This window comes from Chitinophagales bacterium, assembly GCA_019694975.1.
Classification (GTDB): Bacteria; Bacteroidota; Bacteroidia; order Chitinophagales; family UBA10324; genus JACCZZ01.
Genome location: JAIBAY010000003.1, coordinates 408,703 through 429,140, shown reverse-complemented (window position 1 = coordinate 429,140; position 20,438 = coordinate 408,703). Strand labels below are relative to the sequence as shown.

General features: G+C 45.3%; 11 protein-coding genes. 7 read left to right on the top strand and 4 right to left on the bottom strand.

The features are described 5' to 3' along the window. Nucleotides 1-80: 80 nt before the first annotated feature. Nucleotides 81-1,073 carry a PorP/SprF family type IX secretion system membrane protein gene (locus tag K1X61_08120; GenBank protein ID MBX7108593.1) on the bottom strand — a complete coding sequence of 331 codons (993 nt, stop codon included), beginning with the start codon at nt 1,071-1,073 and terminating at the stop codon, nt 81-83. A 94-nt stretch (nt 1,074-1,167) separates the two neighbouring features. On the opposite strand from K1X61_08120, the gene porU reads away from it, so the two are divergent. From porU to ispF, 3 genes are read left to right on the top strand one after another with little or no spacing between them, the layout of a single operon-like run. Further along, nucleotides 1,168-5,076 (top strand): type IX secretion system sortase PorU, encoded by a 3,909-nt coding sequence (gene porU, locus K1X61_08115; GenBank protein MBX7108592.1) that lies wholly within the window; start codon nt 1,168-1,170, stop codon nt 5,074-5,076. A gap of 52 nt (nt 5,077-5,128) precedes the next feature. Next, nucleotides 5,129-6,319, top strand: coding sequence for a type IX secretion system outer membrane channel protein PorV (porV, locus tag K1X61_08110; protein ID MBX7108591.1), 1,191 nt, complete (start codon nt 5,129-5,131; stop codon nt 6,317-6,319). A gap of 49 nt (nt 6,320-6,368) precedes the next feature. Then, nucleotides 6,369-6,848, top strand: a complete 480-nt coding sequence (gene ispF, locus K1X61_08105; protein MBX7108590.1) for a 2-C-methyl-D-erythritol 2,4-cyclodiphosphate synthase — start codon at nt 6,369-6,371, stop codon at nt 6,846-6,848. An 86-nt stretch (nt 6,849-6,934) separates the two neighbouring features. Here the strand turns inward: ispF and K1X61_08100 are convergent, their stop codons facing one another. Then, on the bottom strand, nt 6,935-9,034 hold the full coding sequence (locus K1X61_08100; GenBank protein MBX7108589.1) for an aryl-sulfate sulfotransferase: 2,100 nt from the start codon (nt 9,032-9,034) through the stop codon (nt 6,935-6,937). Nucleotides 9,035-9,399: 365 nt separating this feature from the next. On the opposite strand from K1X61_08100, the gene K1X61_08095 reads away from it, so the two are divergent. The 4 genes from K1X61_08095 to K1X61_08080 all read left to right on the top strand — a co-directional run bounded on the left by K1X61_08095 (nt 9,400) and on the right by K1X61_08080 (nt 16,079). Next, complete coding sequence (locus K1X61_08095; GenBank protein MBX7108588.1) at nt 9,400-11,445, top strand: M13 family metallopeptidase; 2,046 nt, start codon at nt 9,400-9,402, stop codon at nt 11,443-11,445. 443 nt (nt 11,446-11,888) lie between these two features. Further along, nucleotides 11,889-13,076, top strand: coding sequence for a 5-(carboxyamino)imidazole ribonucleotide synthase (locus tag K1X61_08090; GenBank protein ID MBX7108587.1), 1,188 nt, complete (start codon nt 11,889-11,891; stop codon nt 13,074-13,076). A 39-nt stretch (nt 13,077-13,115) separates the two neighbouring features. Then, nucleotides 13,116-13,649, top strand: coding sequence for a 5-(carboxyamino)imidazole ribonucleotide mutase (gene purE / locus K1X61_08085; GenBank protein ID MBX7108586.1), 534 nt, complete (start codon nt 13,116-13,118; stop codon nt 13,647-13,649). 135 nt (nt 13,650-13,784) lie between these two features. Further along, entirely contained in the window at nt 13,785-16,079 is a 2,295-nt protein-coding gene (locus K1X61_08080; GenBank protein MBX7108585.1) for a hypothetical protein, read from the top strand. Nucleotides 16,080-16,096: 17 nt separating this feature from the next. Here the strand turns inward: K1X61_08080 and K1X61_08075 are convergent, their stop codons facing one another. Both K1X61_08075 and K1X61_08070 read right to left on the bottom strand, forming a co-directional pair. Continuing rightward, entirely contained in the window at nt 16,097-17,464 is a 1,368-nt protein-coding gene (locus tag K1X61_08075; protein MBX7108584.1) for a hypothetical protein, read from the bottom strand. Between the two features lie 131 nt (nt 17,465-17,595). Continuing rightward, entirely contained in the window at nt 17,596-20,334 is a 2,739-nt protein-coding gene (locus K1X61_08070; protein ID MBX7108583.1) for a right-handed parallel beta-helix repeat-containing protein, read from the bottom strand. Nucleotides 20,335-20,438: the final 104 nt, after the last annotated feature.

Here is a 20,438-nt window from a genome sequence, read left to right as displayed (position 1 = left end):
CTATTCACAGCAATGGCGTGATGTGGCTAATGGCCACTGATTTTTTTCGCAGGATGGCAAAAGTGCCATGGTATGCTTAATCAAAAAACCTCCGGGCAATCGCTAAACCTTTTCGCACTTCTCCTGAACTGTACTTTCTTGGAATCATGAAAATTCATCACTACAGAAAGTTCATGCGTTCCGCCACTCTTCGCCAGGTTGGAAACCGTTGCATCATAGCTGTATCCAAACTTGAAAATACCCCTCTTCAAACCCATGATGATGATTGCCGCGTCACTGTTTCCGAAGGCTGTCCTGAAATAGATTCCTCCATAGAGCACACCTATGCCCAAAATTGCACCTGCATTCAGTTGCCTGAAAGAAGCCTGCTGGACAAACAGCAGGTTAGGTGCAAAGTAAACCGGAGTCTGTGCGCTCTTCCTGGAATGCAGTTCAATTCCGGCATTTGCTGCAATCCTTACCGGCCATGGACTAACCTGTGTTGAAATAAATGATTCATCAGGTGAAGTCACATGCTTGACAGCCAGTCCTGCATAAACTTTTTTAGTGTAAATAATGATGCCGCCGCCGATGTCTGCTATACTTTTTGAGGTTTCATCCGGTAAGTCCGCTGATACCGTTCCATTGGTTGCACCATTGTTCGGGTTGATGTTTTCTGCAAAAATCAATTGGCCGGCATCAATCCTTTTTTGTACATAAGAAACAGATGCGCCTGCTTTGATTCCGACATCCGGGCTAAGGTTCAGCTGATAGGAGTAAATACCTGACACTGTTGTTGCAGTGAGCAAGCCACTTGCCTGCCGGTCTGATGACAATTGTATGCCGATTCCACCATTGATGGCTTCAAAGTTCTGATCGTAAGATGCTGCATAGGTGATGAATGCATTGTTCAGGCTTGCCCATTGATTCCTGTAATTAATGCAGAATCGCGGGCCTTCACCGACACCGGCAAAGGCAGGATTCAGATAGAGCGGTGCATTAAAAAACTGGCTGAATTCAGCATCCTGCGCACCGGACTTGCTGGTAAAAAGGCTGAAGAAAATAATAACTAATATTGCGCGTTTCAGAACCAAAATTCCGTTTTGCAGTTTTATTGTAACTTTAAGTATAACCTGAAATAATAATCATCATCAGCCGTTAAAGAACGGCATTTTTTAAAGATTCACTGTGAAAATCCTGAATTCTTTGCCGGTAGCCATCAGAAAAATTACTACACTTTTTTCATTCCTGTTATGCTGCACCGCAGCCCTTGCACAGGTGGTATCGGCGGATAAAACGTTGAACTGGTCGGATACATTGCAGTCACTGGAATTTTCCGATTATCGGCTTCACCCTGCCATGTATTTTGACGGAGCTTCCTATGATGATCAGGTGTATGGCTACTTGCCAATCTATTACGAGTCGGTTGCTGTGCCTGCCGACGGGCTTCCGGAGGTTGTATTAACCGATGAAGTTTACGCCACTGCTGCTGCAGGCAAAGGGATGATTCCTGCAGATTATTTTAAATCAGTTGGTAATGCACCGGTCATAAAAGCATCCATAGGCTATGAGCGAAAGGCACCTTATGTTCAAATGTCCATTGTGCCATTCCGCCGCAATCAGTCCACCGGCCAGATCGAACGCCTGATTTCATTCTCCTATCATATCAATATTTCCGGAGTTGGAACGCTTTCCGGTACACGCGGTGGAGACAGCTATGCTGAACATTCCTTTCTGGCTTCCGGCTCATGGTATAAGATATCCGTAAAGAATGATGGCGTGTTTAAACTGGATAAAAGCTTCCTGGATGCACTCGGCATCAATACGGCAGCTATTGATCCGAGAAATATACGCGTCTATGGAAACGGCGGAGGCATGTTGCCGGAACCGAATGCCGCTGCGAGGTATGATGATTTGCAGGAGAATGCCATCATAGTAAAAGGAGAAGAAGACGGAAGATTTGATGCCGGAGATTATGTACAGTTTTATGCAAGGGGGCCGCACCGATGGACTTACGATACCGTGGCTGAGAAATTTATTCATAAACTGAACATCTACTCCAATGAAGCTTTTTATTTCATAACCACCGATCTCGGAGCCGGCAAGCGCATGGCAGAGCAGCCATCTTCCGTTCTGGTGCCGAATAAACAAATCAGCACCTTTGACGATCACGCTTTTCATGAAGTGGAATCTGAAAATTTTCTCGAGAGCGGCAGAGACTGGTATGGTGAAACATTTGAGTTCGAAACATCGCAATCCTTTCCTTTCAGCTTTGGTAATTTGGTTACCACGGTGCCTGTCAAAGTAACTGCCTTAGTCGCCTCTAAAAGCATTTATTCCACCAATTCGTTTAAGCTGTCATCATCCGGACAAACCATTGATGTGGCTGACATTACTAAAGTGTGCAGCGATTATACCTGTCCGTTTGCAAATATTGCTGCATTGGAAGGAATCTTTAATGCCACCTCCGGCAACTTTGATGTGCAGCTCAATTACACACGGAATGCACAGGATGCTGTTGGATGGCTGAACTATATTGAGGTAAATGCGCAGCGGAATCTGTCGTGGTCAGGATCGCAGATGGCTTTCAGGAGCATTGCTTCATGGTCGCCGGGAAGTATCGCTCAGTACACGGTAAGTAATACGAATGCTTCATTAATGGTGCTGGATGTAACGGACCCGGTGAATTGCCACAGGCAGGCTGTTGTTTCCGCTGGGAATGGGTTACAGTTTGTAGTATCGGGTGATACGTTGCATGAGTTTGTCATACTTGCGGAGGGTGAAGGATATGTTCCGATAGCAGTGGGGAAGATACCGAACCAGGATCTGCATGGATTGCCACAGGCAGCATACCTGATTGTCACTCCGCCGGTGCTGCTGAGTTATGCCAATGAACTGGCCGATTTTCATCGTGCATCGGGCATGTCGGTGAATGTAGTTACCACCGATCAGGTCTATAATGAATTCTCTTCAGGCGCAGCAGATATAACTGCCATCCGTGATTTTACGAGGATGTTTTACCAAAGGGCAGGTACAGACCCTGCGTCCATGCCAAAATATATTTGCCTTTTTGGTGACGGGTCTTACGATAACAAAGGAAATATAGCAGGAAACCAGGGATTGATTCCGACCTTTCAAAGTGCCAATTCCGTGAGTGCAACCAGTTCCTTTGTCAGTGATGACTTTTACGGATTGCTTGACAATAATGAAGGCGGAAATGTACTCGACCCTAATGCGAAACTTGATATCGCCATCGGCCGGCTTCCTGTTAATGATGTTGAACAAGCTGCATCGGTACTGAATAAAATCAAGATTTACGGATCTTCCCAGTCATTCGGTAACTGGCGGAATGTAGTCACGTTTGTGGCCGATGATGAGGATAACAATACGCATATCAAGGATGCCGATGAAGTGGCAGTGGAAGTGGCGGCGAATTATCCGGTATATAATTTCGACAAGATCTATTTTGATTCCTATCAGCAAATATCAATACCCGGCGGAACCCGTTATCCGGATGCGAATACGGCCATCAACAACCGTATTTGCAATGGAACGCTGCTCATGAATTATGTTGGGCATGGTGGTGTCGGTGGCTGGGCGCATGAACGCGTATTGCAGATCACAGATATCGAAAGTTATACTAACCTGTATAAACTCACACTATTTGTCACCGCTACCTGTGAATTCAGCAAGTATGATGATCCCGCAATAGAATCAGCCGGTGAAATGCTGTTGTCAAACACCAAAGGCGGTGCCATTGCTTTGGTAACCACGGTGCGGCTGGTTTACTCTTCTGCCAATAAATTGATGAACCAGGGATTTATGGATAATGTCTTTCTTCCTGTCAATGGTGTGATTCCGCCATTGGGAGAGGTCTTCAGGAAAGGAAAAAACAGTATTGGCGGAGATACGAATAACAGGAAATTCACCTTGTTAGGCGATCCCGCACTGACATTAAATTATCCTGCATATAATGTAGTTACAACTGCCATTAATTCGCATCCCGTTCAAACTGTAAGTGACACCATTAAAGCATTGCAACAGGTGACTATTGAAGGCACAGTGAATGATTTCAGCGGTAGTACGATGACCAGTTTCAATGGAACGCTTTATCCAACAGTGTATGATAAACCCATTACCTATCAAACGCTTTCCAATGATGCCGGCAGCCAGGTGCGTAATTTTGTCTTGCAGAAAAACATCATATATAATGGAAAGGCCAGCGTAAAGAACGGTGTGTTTACCTTTTCATTTGTGGTGCCTAAAGACATTTCTTATCAATATGGCTTCGGCAAACTGAGCTATTATGCAGAAAACGGCGCTGTGGACGCGCATGGCTACAAAAACGACATTATTATTGGCGGCGTAAGCGATACGGCCAGCCTCGACGATAAAGGCCCGCAGGTGAACGTATATATGAATGATGAGAAATTTGTTCGCGGAGGAATCACGGATGAAAATCCTAGCATACTCGTAAAACTGAGTGATGATAATGGTGTAAATACGGTAGGCACCGGAATTGGTCATGACATCGCCGGTACGCTGGATAATGATTCGAAAAATACGCTCGTAATGAATGATTTCTATTCAGCCGATTTGGATAGCTATCAATCCGGTGAAGCACGGTATCCGCTTAATGGTTTGAGTGAAGGTCCGCACAGCATAGTAGTAAAAGCCTGGGATGTTTATAACAACTCTTCCGAAGGAAGTACCGATTTTATTGTTTCTGCGTCAGCGGAACTGGCACTGGCGCACATACTGAATTACCCCAATCCGTTTACGACACGCACGGAATTCATGTTTGAACACAATATGCCGGGCGAGATGCTGGAAGTGATGGTGCAGGTTTATACAATTTCCGGCAAGCTGGTAAAAACCATTCAGCAATCCGTTCTTCCCGAAATGGTCGCTTTCAGCGGCGCCGGCTGCAGTGACGCGGGAACATCAGGCGGATACCGCGTAAACAATATTTTCTGGGATGGAAAAGATGATTACGGTGACCCAATCGGCAAAGGAGTTTATGTCTATAAATTAACCGTAGAGGCTGACAATGGCATGAAGGCGGATGCCTTTGAAAAATTGGTCATTCTCAAATAAAACTTAACTTTGCCCGCTTTTTTAATTCTTAAAAAAACAAGTAGAATTCCTGATGAAAAGTAACTTTCAATTGCGAACAGTAAGCATTTTTATTGTCATGGTAACCGTATGCAGTTCTGTGATTGTAAATGCGCAGACAGCAGCTGATTCGCTGGATGGCCGTGTAAATGTTATCAATACCGCAGTACCTTTTTTACGCATTACACCTGATGCCCGTTCCGGCGCAATGGGTGACGTAGGTGTCGCACTTTCAGCGGATGCGAATGCTGTTTTCTGGAATACTGCCAAAATTCCTTTTGCCACCAAAAAGCTGGCATTGGGCGTGACGTATACACCATGGCTGCGGGCGCTCGTTAACGATATTTACCTTGCATCGCTTGGTGGATATTATAAAGTAGATGATAATTCGGCGCTTGCATTCGGCCTGCGCTACTTTTCATTGGGAAGCATCACTTTTACCAGCACTACCGGCAATGTAATCGGTGATTTTAATCCGCAGGAATTTGCCATTGATCTTGGTTATGCCAGGAAACTTGCCAATCATCTGAGCGTAGGACTAAACCTTGGCTTTGTGTACTCCAATCTTGCTGCATCTTATGTGGTGAATAATGTGCCGATTAAGGCCGGGAAAGCGGTGAAGGCTGATATCTCCACTATTTACAATCATCCGGCAAAATTTGGGAAAATAAAAGGCTCCTACAGCATCGGCGCAACGATAGCCAATATCGGTAACAAAATCACTTATACGGAATCCGCGGAGAATAAAGACTTTCTTCCTTGCAACCTCGGCCTCGGAACTGATCTGACTTTCCAGTTTGATGATTATAACAAACTTTCCTTCAATCTTGACCTTAATAAATTACTTGTTCCTACACCGGACTCAGCCGGCACCTACAGAAGCCTCGGTGTTGCTGAAGGAATATTCACTTCCTTCACGGATGCGCCCGGCGGCTTCTCTGAAGAGATGCGGGAGATCATGATTTCCACCGGTGCTGAATATTGGTATCGCGAATTGTTTGCCGTGCGGGCCGGTTTCTTCTATGAAGATCCAACTAAAGGTGCCCGGCAATATATCACCGCCGGATTTGGTATCAAGTACAATGTGTTCGGTTTGAATTTTTCTTACCTCATTCCTACATCCAGCCAGAAAACGCCGCTTGATAACACACTGCGCTTCTCGTTGTTGTTTGATTTTGATGCGTTGAAGAAAGTGCCGGAAGAAGCACCAACAGAAAGTGAATAATTTCCTGATCGCTTTTTGTTTTTCCCAACCGGATTAAATTTCCAAGATCTTGTCAGTCAGAGTCGGCTTTGGATTCGATGTGCATCAATTGGCGGCTGAAAGGCCACTCGTGCTTGGTGGTGTCATTGTTCCTTTCTCCAAAGGTCTTGCAGGCCATTCGGATGCGGATGTATTAATTCATGCAATCTGCGATGCGCTCTTAGGTGCCGCCGGACTAAGAGATATCGGATTTCATTTCCCGGATAACGATCAGCAGTATAAAAATATTGACAGCAAGGTATTGTTGAAAAATGTGATGGGGAAACTCTCCGCAATGAAATACAAGGTGGGTAACATTGATGCCACGCTTTGCATGGAACAGCCGAAGATCAACCCGCACATTCCTGCCATGAAAAAGACGCTTTCTGAAGTGCTTGATATACCGGCGGATGACATCTCCATCAAAGCCACCACAAATGAAAAGATGGGATTTATCGGCAGAGAAGAAGGTGTGGCTGCTTATGCAGTGGCGCTCATTGAATCCTGTTGATTGGCAATATATCGTTCAACTTTCTTAATGCTGGCAATTAGTATCTCTCCATGGTTTATCGGACGGTCAATACCTTTCAGTGAAAATTAGTCTTTCACGAACTTCCTGAGTCCAAACGCATGTATCCCGTCATCCAGTTTCACCAGGTAGGTGCCCGCCGGCCATTGCTCCACATTGATATGCAGCACCGGTTCTGTTTCATTGTTGAACTGCGTTGAATACATGACGGACCCCAGCATATTCATGATCGTGATGTCTGCTTTTAATGACTGGCTTGCCGTAATATTTAACAGGTTGCCTGCAGGAACAGGGAAAAGCAAAAGCGGGTTTTCATCTGCAATCGTGGATTCTGCCAATTTTTGAGGCGGTGTAGTAAACGTGTCAAGCACCGAAAATGCTGAAACTTTCATTGGTGAAAAAGAACATAAGGTCTGCACCTGCCATTCATAAGTTGTAGATGGCAGTAATCCGGTTAACTGAAGTTTGTTTTTGGTAAGGGCCGGCGCTACAATCCAGTTGGCAGTACCAATCGGGCGGTATTGCAGCTTATATTTTTTTACACCGGTTGCAGGGCCCCAGGCCAGTGTTGTCTTGGAAGGTTTTGGCGTCGCCGACATGGTAAACCCTGAAATTCTGCTGCAAGGATACCAATCGTATTTATGAATACGGTAGCTCTTCTGGTCAGTACTGTCGAAACTCATTTCCCATACAATATTCTTGTTATAATCTACCTCCGTATGATTGGGTACACCATTGGCGACCAGCCCCCAGTCAATCAGCGTGTTGCCGTTAGGCAGCCGTTGCGCATTACCGGTGGCTGCACCATACACCTTAATTCCATTCACGTCAGGATGTTCATAGTACCAAACGAGGGTGGCAATTTTATTTGCCTCATCAAGCGCATACTCTTTTGCGCTGGAGATTTGCGGCGTCATCTTATTGCCATTGTTAAAAATCATGATGTTGCCATTCGCAATTCTTCGCAAATCATGCTGAGAGGCAAAATGTTTTATGTTATTGTCATTGACGAAGGTGAATTGATTGTTTTCGCCACCCATCCGCCAGATTATATTACCGGTTTGATGACTGATCTTTGTGAGTTCGTCCATGTTGCGACAGGAAATTAATATGTTGCCGTCAAAATCGCGTTCGATCGAATTTCCATGTACATAATCAACATTTAGATTGCTGAGCGGCGTATATTGATTGGCATCGGTAAATTGAAAGTGGTCTTCACTCCGCCATTCAAATACCACATCCCTGTTCTGATCCAGTTCCTGCAACACGAGGTATTGAACGTTTGCATCCGGCAAGCCGCCATACGCTGTAAGATCCGTAATCATTATATCGTATGCCAGCAGAAATATATGTCCATCGGAATACATCATCACATCATGATCATTGGTGGAGAGTTCATAACCATTTTTGCATTGAACAGAATCGATCACATAATAGTTGGAATCGAGTATCATCCATTGCGCATTATCCCTCGAGAAGTAGGAGAGATAACCACTTTCGTTCAGTTTAAAATCGCGGCCATTCTGGCCAAGATCCCTTGCCCAGATCATCTTGCCATTATTTTCAATGATGGTGGAGAAGGAATTGGTGCCGGGCTGTTCCCCTGACTGATCTTCATGATTGGTATAGAAGATACGGCCCGGAGCAGGATTGTTGTTTGTGCTGATAGTATAAGGAGGCATCGAGTCCAGCGGGTAGGTGATTTTTGCTGCCGGCTTCACGGTCGGATCATAACCGTATTCGTCTATGAAAAACTGTATTCTTGACTGCCTGATCTGTTCTTCCTGCGCTGCTGAATTCTTTTCGCGTATGCCAAAGCTGAATGAAATACCATTGATCTTTTCCCCAGTTACCTTTCTTAGTTTAGGATGGACCTCCACGAAAACAGTTTCACCAAATTCAAATGGCAACGTTGGTTTGATGATGATGGTTTTATCATCATCCGACAGGCGTGCGATCCAGTCATGTTTCCCACTTTTAGATCCGGCAATATCCATTAAGCTATTGTCGGCCACAGATGAATGGTCTATAAAATCGCCGTTCTTCAGCAGTATGGTCGTCTGTGGAAGATGATGGGAGGAACCCGGGATGGGATTCACATAATTAAACTGTGCAATGGCAAACCTGGAAAACAGAAGGTACACAGACAGGGTAAGGATCAATCTCATAGTTGAAATTTTATGAAGAATTTTAAAGGGTACGTTCAGGCACGTCAGATTTAAAAATACAAATTTGGTCGTGTGAATTATAACTTTTTCAAGTTGGTTTGAAGTTCAGTGAATGAATGGCTGCCGGTGGCGGGCGAAAATACATCATTCCACCCCTTGCACACCAATTGAAAAGTCGGACTACGGCAAAAATATGTCGAATATTCAAGCGCTTTTGCCGAAATATTCGAGGCTTATCTATAATTCACAGCAAACCCTGTTATCTTTGCGGCGCCAAAAAAGGCCACGGCATTCCGGCTTTACAGGATAACTTCCGTGATTCTGTTAATTCACTTTTCGACATTAAAAAATTCCCCCATTCATTCATGAAGAAATTAATGCTTGCTCCCGTTGCAGGGTTCCTGCTTTTTGCATCCTGCACAACGTCCAAAAAAGAAATGCCTGAAATGTACACCGCAATTGATGTATCAACCTTTGATTCAACCTACAGTCCGGTGCAGGATTTTTACGAGTTTGTCAATGCAAAATGGGTTGCTGCCAACCCGATACCGGCTACGGAAAGCTCCTGGAGGGCATTTGAGGTTGTGGATGATTCCGTGAAAAGCAAGGTGCGTAAAGTGCTTGAGTCGGCAGCCGCCGACAAGAATGCGGCAAAAGGCAGCAGCACACAGAAAGTGGGCGACTTCTTTGCATCCGGCATGGACTCCGTTGCCATAGATGAGGCTGGCATCACACCGCTGAAGCCATGGTTTGATTCCATAGCTGCATTCAAGACAACCGATGATGTTATCCGGTTTACCGCACAAGCCAACCTTGTCAATATTACTGCATTGCTGAGTGGCTATGTTGATCAGGATCAGAAAAACAGCAAGATGTATATTTTCTATCTCAACCAAACCGGACTGGGCCTTCCCGACCGTGATTATTATTTCCTGACCGATGCAAAATCAAAGCAGATCAGGGACGAATACAGCAGGCACATCATTAAGTACTTTACAATGATGGGTGATGACCAGGCCACTGCGGAAAAAAATGCCGCTGCCATTCTCAGGATTGAGTCGGGACTTGCAAAAGCTTCCATGACCAGGGTACAGCAACGCGATCCTTATGCAACTTACAATAAGGTGGCATTAACAGATCTGAAAAAAAGCTATCCGGCTATCAATTGGGATGTATATTATAAAACACTGGAACTTAAGCCATTTGATTCGCTGATCGTCAGTCAGCCGCTCTACCTGAAACAGGTAAATGAGGTATTGAAAACTGCTGCGATTGATGATTGGAAAACATATTTCAGATTTCATGTTATTAACAGTGCTGCCAGCAACCTGAGCACAGCCTATGCTATGGAAGACTTTAACTTCTACAGCAAAACTATCCGTGGTATTGAGCAGATTGATCCGAGATGGAAAAGGATACAGGATCTTGAGAATTTTTGTCTGGGAGAATTGGTGGGTGAAGAATATGTAAAGGCTAATTTTTCGGCATCATCCAAAGAGCGAATGCTCGAACTTATTCACAACCTGATTGCCTCATACAGCGAACGGATAGCAAACGTGGATTGGATGACAGACAGCACGAAGGAATACGCGCAAAAGAAACTGAGTCAGCTGACGATCAAGGTTGGTTATCCGGATAAGTGGCGCGACTATTCAAGCGTGGAAATTGACAGAGGTCCGTTCATTATGAACGTGGCCCGTGCCATTGCTTTTGAATCGCGCAGGAATCTCAATAAGTTAGGAACCGAAGTGGACAGGTCAGAGTGGCTGATGACACCACAAACGGTGAATGCATATTACAACCCGGTTAATAATGAAATCGTGTTTCCCGCAGCTATCCTGCAACCGCCGTTTTTCTATGCAGATGGGGATGATGCGGTAAATTATGGCGCCATCGGTGCGGTGATCGGTCATGAAGTTACGCATGGGTTTGACGATCAGGGAAGGCAGTATGATGCCGACGGTAACCTGCGCGACTGGTGGACAAAGACTGACGCCGAGCAATATGAAAGTCGCACCAAACTGATCACCGAGCAATTCAATGGCTATTCGCCGATCGACAGTTTCTTCATTAACGGTGAACTGACGCAAGGTGAGAATATTGCTGACCTGGGTGGACTTACCATTTCCTATTATGCTTTTAAAAAGGCATCGCCTTCCAATAAACAGGACACGATGGTGATTAACGGAATGACACCGGATCAGCGGTTCTTCATCAGCTTTGCAAAAGTGTGGGCCGGATCATTCAGGCCGGAGGAGCAGAAGCGCCGGCTGGTGATGGATCCACATTCACCCGGCAAATACCGCGTGATCGGAACATTATCCAATATGCCGGAATTCTATCAGGCCTTCGGCGTAAAGGAAGGCGATAAGATGTACCGCAGCGAATCGGTACGCGGCAAAGTCTGGTAGCGTATACTATGGCAGGCTGCACTTTATATGCATGCCGGACATCTCACATAGCAGGTTGAAATTGCAAATTGCATTTGAAGCGCAGATACATCCCGGAATCGCCGGGATGTATTTTTTTTGAATTTACGGTGAACAACACGACAGAGAGGCTGCTATGAATTGACAAAGAAGTGACTGAGCTCATCAATTGATTTCAACTGAGATAAGCAGGCGCGTTACTTTTCCTGTTCTTCACTTCCGCGGTTTTTCTGATTTGAAAAATAATGGTTACCGGTAGTGCAATCACCGTATTGATAGAAATTATTGCTGCCCGATGTTTTATAGCCAACAGCACCATGCGATTTGCTTCATCTGCGCACCATGATCTTTTCTTCGAAAAGTATTCTTTGCGTCTTTCCAAATCCTTTGCGTCCTTTGTAACGGCGTTTAGCCGCTGTTATCAAATGAAAAATAAGCCGGTAATAGGAGTGATAGGTGGCGGACAACTGGGCCGCATGTTTATTGAAGAAGCACTTCGGTACAATATTGAATGCATCATCGTAGACGCCGACAAAAATTGCCCGGCTGCTGTTATCGCTCATGATCATATAGTTGGCAGTATTGCTGAAGCCGGACCCATCAGGAGATTAGGTGAAGTAGCAGATGTACTCACCTATGAAATTGAGCATATTTACACTGTTCCGCTGTTGGAACTGCAGCGAGAAGGGAAGATGCTGATTCCGGCACCACAGATTCTTCAGATGGTGCAGGATAAGGGCTTGCAGAAGCAGTTTTACCACGATAATAAAATACCGACGGCGCCATTTCAGCTGGTAAACAGTGAAAAGGAATGGCCTGCAGCGATTAAAGCAAACCGCTGGAAGAAATTTGTTGCTAAATCGAGAAAAGACGGATATGATGGTAGAGGTGTCCGCATCATGCATGCTGACGAAGTGTTGAAGCAGGGAGGTATTCCCTTTAAGACGCCATCAGTACTGGAAGCCTTTATTGAATGCAAAAAAGAGGTCTCTATTATTGTAGCGAGGGATTTGAAAGGTAATATGTGCTGTTATCCGCCGGTGGAAATGGAGTTTGATCCGGTGGCCAACCTCGTAACATGGCTTGTTTGTCCCGCTTCACTCAACAAAGATTTGCTGAAGAAGGCAAATGACCTGGCGATGAAGGTGGTGGCTTGCATGAGTGGCGTAGGAATCTTTGCTGTTGAACTCTTCCTCGATAACAAAGACAAATGGTATGTAAATGAAATGGCGCCACGCCCGCACAACAGCGGACATCATACCATTGAAGCCTGTTATACTTCACAATACGAACAGTTATTGCGTATTCTTTTAGGCCTGCCACTGGGCAACACCGAGGTAATAAAACCAGCTGTGATGATCAACCTGCTCGGGCCGGTAGATTTTACAGGGCAATATTATCTTCACGGTTACGATGAGATACTGAGTCTTCCGGGAGTTTATGTGCATCTGTATGGTAAAAAGGAATCGAGACCGATGCGCAAACTCGGGCATATCACGATCCTGGCTGATAATGTAAGAGCAGCACGACAAAAAGCCCGGTGGGTTCGGGATCATTGCGCGATACGCAAATTGACACAGGCAGATCCGGTACAAGCCTCATCCGGCAAATGAACATAGATTAATTGCACGATTAAACTTATCCGCCATACAATGACAAATTCCAATCAACGCAGTGTTGCCATTATCATGGGTTCCGACAGCGACCTTCACGTGATGAAGGATGCCGCAGCCGTGTTAGAAGAGTTCAATGTACAATACCAATTGACGATCGTGTCGGCACATCGTACACCAGACCGTCTGATCAGTTTTGCCAGGTCGGCGGCAGGACAAGGAATCAAGGTAATCATTGCCGGTGCCGGTGGTGCTGCACATTTGCCCGGTATGGTAGCTGCTGTTACGCACCTTCCTGTCATTGGTGTGCCGGTGCAGTCGAAGGCAATGAATGGAATAGACTCACTCTATTCCATCGTGCAAATGCCACAAGGTGTGCCCGTGGCCACGGTAGCCATCAATGGTGCATTCAATGCAGGGTTGCTTGCCTTGCAGATTCTTGCACTCACCGATGGAGGAATACTGGCTGAAAAACTGCTTGCATATAAAAACAAACTGAAGAGCAGCGTGGAAGATAAAGCGCAGGAACTGGAACAGGCAGGATATAAGGAATACCTGAAAGAGCATGAATGATGAATGCTCCGGCTTGATGCCATGGATGGCAATGGAATTTATCAGTCACCTATTGCTGAAAGCAATTGTTCCGCGCTAAGATTATCCGATATATTATTCCCACTAACAAGTTATTGAAAGATGAATAATGACAGCATGTTACGGAAAGAGAAGATAACCGGGCTGCTGTTTCTGATTTTGCTGATGTGTGTTGTGCTTGCCTGGACATTCGGTCCGGTAATCTCTGATCCCAATCACTATTATTTATCTGCGGGAGGCGATGGAATACGCAATTATTACACGGTAGCATATTATGTGAAGTATGACAGCGGCCTGCATTTTTCCGGTATGAATTATCCATACGGCGAGCATGTGCTGTACACCGACAATCAGTTCCCGCTGGCGTATGTGATGCGCCTGTTGCAGGCTGCGCATATTGCTGTTGCTGACTGTACCGTTGGCATCATCAACTATGTGATGATTATTTCACTTTTGCTCTCTGCCGTGTTTTTGTACCTGCTGTTGTATGACCTCAGCGTGAAACGCTGGTTCGCCATTCCTGCGGCAATAGCCATAGCCGTTATTTCACCGCAACTGCAACGGATGATCGGGCATTACAGCCTCGCTTATGTTTTCTTTATGCCGCTGATGCTTTACCTGCTGGCGCACTTTCATCAGTCGCAAAGCAAGTTCAGCCGGATGCTGCTCTTTGCAGCCGTCATTATTTTCTTTTCGCTTACCCATCTGTATTACCTGCCAATGGCTGGCGCCTTCCTGCTTTCTTATGTGGTGGTGAAGGTGTGCTTTGATTATTTTTCAACCGGCAAAATCAGCTTTCAGTTTGTATGGCTCCTATTGGCTATACTGATACCGTTCCTGTTTTTGCAGGGCTTTTTATTTTTGACTGATCCTGTTGCCGACCGTATCAAAATACCTTATGGTTTTTTTCAGAGTTATGCAACTGCAGAAAGTGTATTCAATCCGCCTGCCTGGAGTTATTGGCGCACGTGGGGATTTGAAAATCTTTACAGCCGCACATCGCAAGGGTATGCTTACATCGGCCTTGTAGCGGATATTTCCATTGTATTGTCCGTCAGCCTGCTGCTTTTGTATTTCTTAAGGATTCAGGTTATCCGGAAAATAATCACGGCCATTCCTGCATTCCCGCTTATCGCTATGGTTGCAGCCGTACCGGTTTTAATGTTTGCCATGTGCCTTCCATGGCGATGGAATATGCAGGCACTGCTCAATGACCTTACGTTCATCAGGCAGTTCAGGGCGCTCGACCGGTTTGCTTATGTCTTCTATTATGTGGCAGCCGTTTATTCTGCCGTGATATTGTATGCTTTTATCAATGCCATATTGCAATATGGGTTAAAAGCTGCGGCGTGGCTGATTACAGCAGTGGTGTTTGTTTTGTGGTGGGCCGATGGTTATTCAAACTTAAAGATTATGAAAGATGCATACCCCAATAACAATTACGCCCGTGAATTTTTTGCAGAAGATAATTTTACCGGCTGGCTGGCAGGCAAGGGGTATTCCGTACAGGACTTCCAGGCGATTTTCCCGATTCCTTTTTATCACATCGGTTCTGAAAAAATATGGATTGATCATCCGATAAGTATGTATGTTTCTTCCTGGGCATCACTGAATACAGGGCTGCCCATAGTTGCCAGTTATCTTGGGCGAACGTCAGTTGATCAGGCTTCCAAACTTGTTCAGCTCATTTCAGATTCACTGATGGATAAGGAATTACTGCATTCCATAAGCAGCGACAAACCTTTTTTAGTGGTTACTTCCGGTGAAGAGCATACTCCCTATGAAAAGTACCTGCTTGACAAAGCAACCTTTATCGATAAACGCGGACCTTATGCGATGTATGCGCTTCCACTGACTGCCTTTATCACTTCTTATGATCATGTAAGGAAAGTGTATGAAGACAAAGGGCAGTCGCTTGTGCTGCAGGACGGGAAATATTATACCACACAGGTTGATTCCTCCGTGGTGATTAAGGATTTTACCACCGGACAATTATTCACAAGCGGAGGTATTGCAAGCTCCGGAAGTGCGGTTGAACTGTTTAATGGAAAGCTGAAGGCTGCAGCTGATTCCGCGTTGTATGATGCTTCAGTCTGGGTAAAAATCTTAATGAGCAGTTATGCAAGTCCCGACATGCATGTAATGCAGATAAATGAGGCCGGTGACACGGTGAGCAATCAGTACGTGCAGGCAAAGAGCAGCCCTGATATTGAAGATGGATGGTCACGGATACATCTTTCATTTATGCTGACGGAGCGGGAAAACCGTGTTCAGATCGCGCTGACCTGTGATGATTCTATCTCGGCCTGCAGGTTCATGATCAGGCCGCCCGAAACAGATGTGTACTATGCACTTGGGAATGATGGTTCATTCGTCGTGAATAATTATTTCATAAAAGCTCCGTCAAGATAGCGCAGTCGGGTCTGCCGTTATTTTCTTTTCAGTTTTTCAGCCCTCTGCCATTCAGGCGGCTCCAGTAAAGTGTCCAGCGTTTTCTTCTCCTCTTCGCTGAGCGTTGTTTTAAGGAAGACATACCAGTATGCTTTTTTTGTCATCGAATCATAATTGATGATGGCATGCCTGTATTGATAAATCTGCACCTGGTTAATTACGCATAGTACGGTAATGACAAGTAACAATGCATACCTGCTCCATGCTATGCTAAACAGCTGCTGATAAAAAGCGCCCATAGGCAATGCCAGTAATGCATAGCTTTCAATAAATGCCCTTAAACCGAAACTGCCGCCATACCACCACGACCACCAGCTTAACACTACATACACATTGATGATGGTAAAAAGCAACACAGGAACCAAAAACTCCCGGCAATATTTCCACATTACGCATGCTCCCAAAAATGAAAATCCGATAATGGGTGTATAGAGGAACCATCCTTTGCGGTAACTGAATAAGCCCTCCATAATTCTTGGATCATTCCACAAAAATCCTTCACCAACATAGGAGAAGAATAGCCACTGACCGGTCATCTTTTTCCAATAAAGCATTTGTAAGCATAACGGACATGCCAATAAAAGCGTCAAGAGTAAGAGGTGTGGCCAATGCGTTGTGATCAGCCGGAACTTATTGATGATTGCCTGCCGGGAAGTTATGCTATAAAACAAAGGAATGAGCAGTATGATACCATCGGTTGGCCTCACCAGTATGGCAAGCCCGCAGCAAAGACCAAGCATTGCAGCGGTGCCCGCTGATGGCCTGTCATGCCAGCGAATTGTAAGGAACATGATGATAATGAAAGTGAAGAACAGGTAAGCATGACTCATCGGTTCATGTACCGTGTAATAAAACAGGTTGGTGCCAATGCCTAAACTTATCAGTACAAGCATGCTGACTACATCTGAAAAATAGCGCAATAAAATTTTACGGAGAAAAAAAAGTCCCACAACAGTATAAAAGACAGCGCTGAACAACAGCATGAAACGGTACGGTGAAGAAAAACCGTCCGGGTTGTCAAATAACAATGCATATCCATGTGCGATAAAAAAGAAAGGCGCATAATAAAATGCAAGCCCCATGGTCATTTTTATCACATTATTCCCGTTAGGCGCTTTATTGGGCGCAAATTTCTGCACATACCATTCGGGGTGTTCATCATAAAAATGCAATGCAATATCTTTTTGAATAAAGATGGCCGGCAGGTAGCAATAGTAATTAGCCACATCATAACTGATCGGCGAGTGCCAGTCACGGAAATTGCCGATGGAATAAACAGTCCATGTAAAAACCAGTGCCATGATACAGCAGGCAATAAAGGAAAACGGGTGCAATAACTGTTTCACGATAGCGGGTAAAATTATGCAACAACAAGTATATCAATTTTTGCAGCAACTGTACCGGCAGGTTATTCATACCCTCAACAAAACAGATCAATCATGTTTTGCGGGAAAGATCATTTCATCAACAGGATGATTTAATACACCACAATCCTTCCCGTTAAACGGGAATATGGCTGCTGCAATGTAATGAAATACATGCCCGGTGATAGCTCGTCAGGAAGCTTGAAGAAGACAGGCGATGTTGACCGAGAAACCGGAGTCTGCATTATGTTGCGTCCATGCAGATCGGTGAGCAGCAGCACAGCTGATTCGCTGGCATGTACATCGATAAAAATATGGACGGTGCTTCCTGCTGGCGTAATGGAAGGAAATATCTGCAGCGTGGGTATTGAGGCGAAAGCCTGAACAGTGCCGTCATCATGCGTAATGAGGGCACTGTCAAATATGAGGATCGTTGACGTAAAGGCGGGTACGGTAATGGTTCCGGTAAACATCTGCTGATCGAGGTCATAGAAAACAGAATCTGCCAGGTTGAATGACTGTGGTGAGGCTGTATGATTAACAAACAATCTTGACTTCTTAACCGGATCTTCTGTGACGACACTCACCTTCCGTATTGAAATATTGTCGAGCCAGGTTAGTGAATCCTGAAAAGGCAGATGGGTGTACAGGCTGGTACTGCCGTCGCCAGACAGGTATTGAAAGGTGCACTGATAATCACGCCTGCCGGAAAGAAATGGAAAAAAACGGATGAGGTCGAGCGGAAGGTAAGGCGAAACACTTTGTTTCTGGATAAAGCCAATATTACCATCATGCAATGCATAACAACTCAAATCAAAACGGTAATAAGCACCTGGTTCACTGGCAATGCCATCGCAATGCGCTTCTCCGTAGCTGATATCCTGATCTGATGTCGACAGCAGTTTCATGCAGCCATTGTCAAGCGGCGTTGAATTGTCGAGGAGCAGCAGCAGGTTTTGCGGTGTGCTGTTACTCCAGCCATCTGTATTGTTGGTGAATGTTCCGTTACCCACGAGGTTGTCTCCCAAATAATCAGCAACGATATGCCTGTCACGATAGAAATAAGTTGTTTTTGAAGCGTCATCATCCCCATAAAATTGGCGCCACTGTTCCAGTGTATAAAAGTGACCATAAGGTTCCATCGCAGAAACAGGAAGCTTTCTGACGGCATAATAATTATAGGGATTGAAATAATAATTACTGTCAAATACTGCAGGAGTGAAAGATTCATCATAAGCTTTCAATGCAACCACATCGGCGTCTTCCTGTAAAGCGTAAAATATATTGCCGTAAACGGTATGGCTGTTATTTGTTCCTGCATTGATCTCTTCGAAATAGAGTTGTGCTTTACCGCTTCCAAACACAGTGTTTTTTCTCAGCGTATGATGTGTTCCTCCCCTGTATAGTGCGATGCCATAGCAGTCAGCCATAGCAATCGTATTGTTTTCCAACAGGTAATGATGAGTCTGTTCATCAAGAAAAATGCCGGCCGTGCTGATCAATACCGCAGGGCTGGCCTCTGTGCTGCCACCGGTATTTTCAATGATGTTATGACGGATAATAACAGAGTCGGAATTGCTGCCATAGCTGTAGATACATCCCTGGTTGTTGAAATGGAGCAGGGCATGATTGCAGTTGTTGTTTTCGATGATGGTGTGCAGGCCGTTCACGTTGATGGATGAGTTTCCGGTGCTGTCGATACTGTTTTCAGCAATGATAACAGCGTTTCCATCGTCAACTGAAATGCCCATTCCCTGCTGTAATGTATTAATGCCATAGCCGGTCAGCAGCCCGATGGCTGTGATGGCATTCCTGTTAATTAGTGTATTCGTAACCTGGCTGGCGCCAATGGCTGCACCACTGATATCGCGCAACGTATTGTCGGAAATGAGGCAGTTAACGGCTCCGTTCATCAGTGCAATGCCGCGTTCGCCCTGCGATAGCATGATGCAGTGTTTCACCGTCAGGTTTGTTATCATATGATTGGAAAAAATCGCGGATCGCGACTGCTTTTCGAATTGCAGGTTTTCCACGATACAGTAACCGGCATCATTTTCAAAACGGATTCCATATTCATGCACCGATGCTTCCATTGACAATGTGTTCGGGTCAATGCCACCGGCAGAATAGCAGTAAAGGATGTTATTATCCGTGTCATAAAACCATTCACCTGCAGTATCGAGTTCAGTGAAGCGATTATCGAGATAATAGCCATAGCCTTTTTCAACAGATCCGACGGATGGTGCTTTGAACAGGATGGAATCTCCGGAGAAACTGCTGACTGTATTGTATTCGTAAAGTCTGTCGGTAGTGCGCAGGTGAATGCCGGCACTATCCCAATAGTGGCCGGCCTGCGTAAGTGCCGTATCAATGAACCCGTTGTGGTACAGCCCGGCCTGCTGATACAGGTAACCGCTGTTGGGAAATCGCGCGATGACCATCCTTTTTTGGCTGGCAAAAAGTTGTGCTGGTAAATTAACCTGAACAGCTTGAAATATACTGGTTGCGTAGGCAGTCCAGGCAGTCACCGTTTCAGCGCCGGAAATAACGGCAGGCAAACTTCCGCCATACGTTCCGATATAAACGGGTGTGGTTTCATTACCGCCGGCGGAGATATTGATTTGACCGCGGAAAATATTTCCGGAAAGAAAGAGAACACTGTCGCCGGGCTGCAGTAACACGTTATTTAACTGACCGGTGGAATACCATGGATCGCTGGCTGAAATTCCGCTGTTGTTGTCGTTTCCTGCATTGGAGAAGTAATAACTGGTGGCCCATGCAACCGGCAACTGCAGCAGCATCAGCCATCCAAAGCCTGCGGATATTTTTACCAGCTGACACCTGTGATGCATGATGTCGCTAAAGTTATAAAATCAAAACCAATGCAAATGAAAACGAAGGCGGCGGCCTGCAAGCATGCACAGCATCAGCCCGGAAAAGGAGGACGCGGACAGAA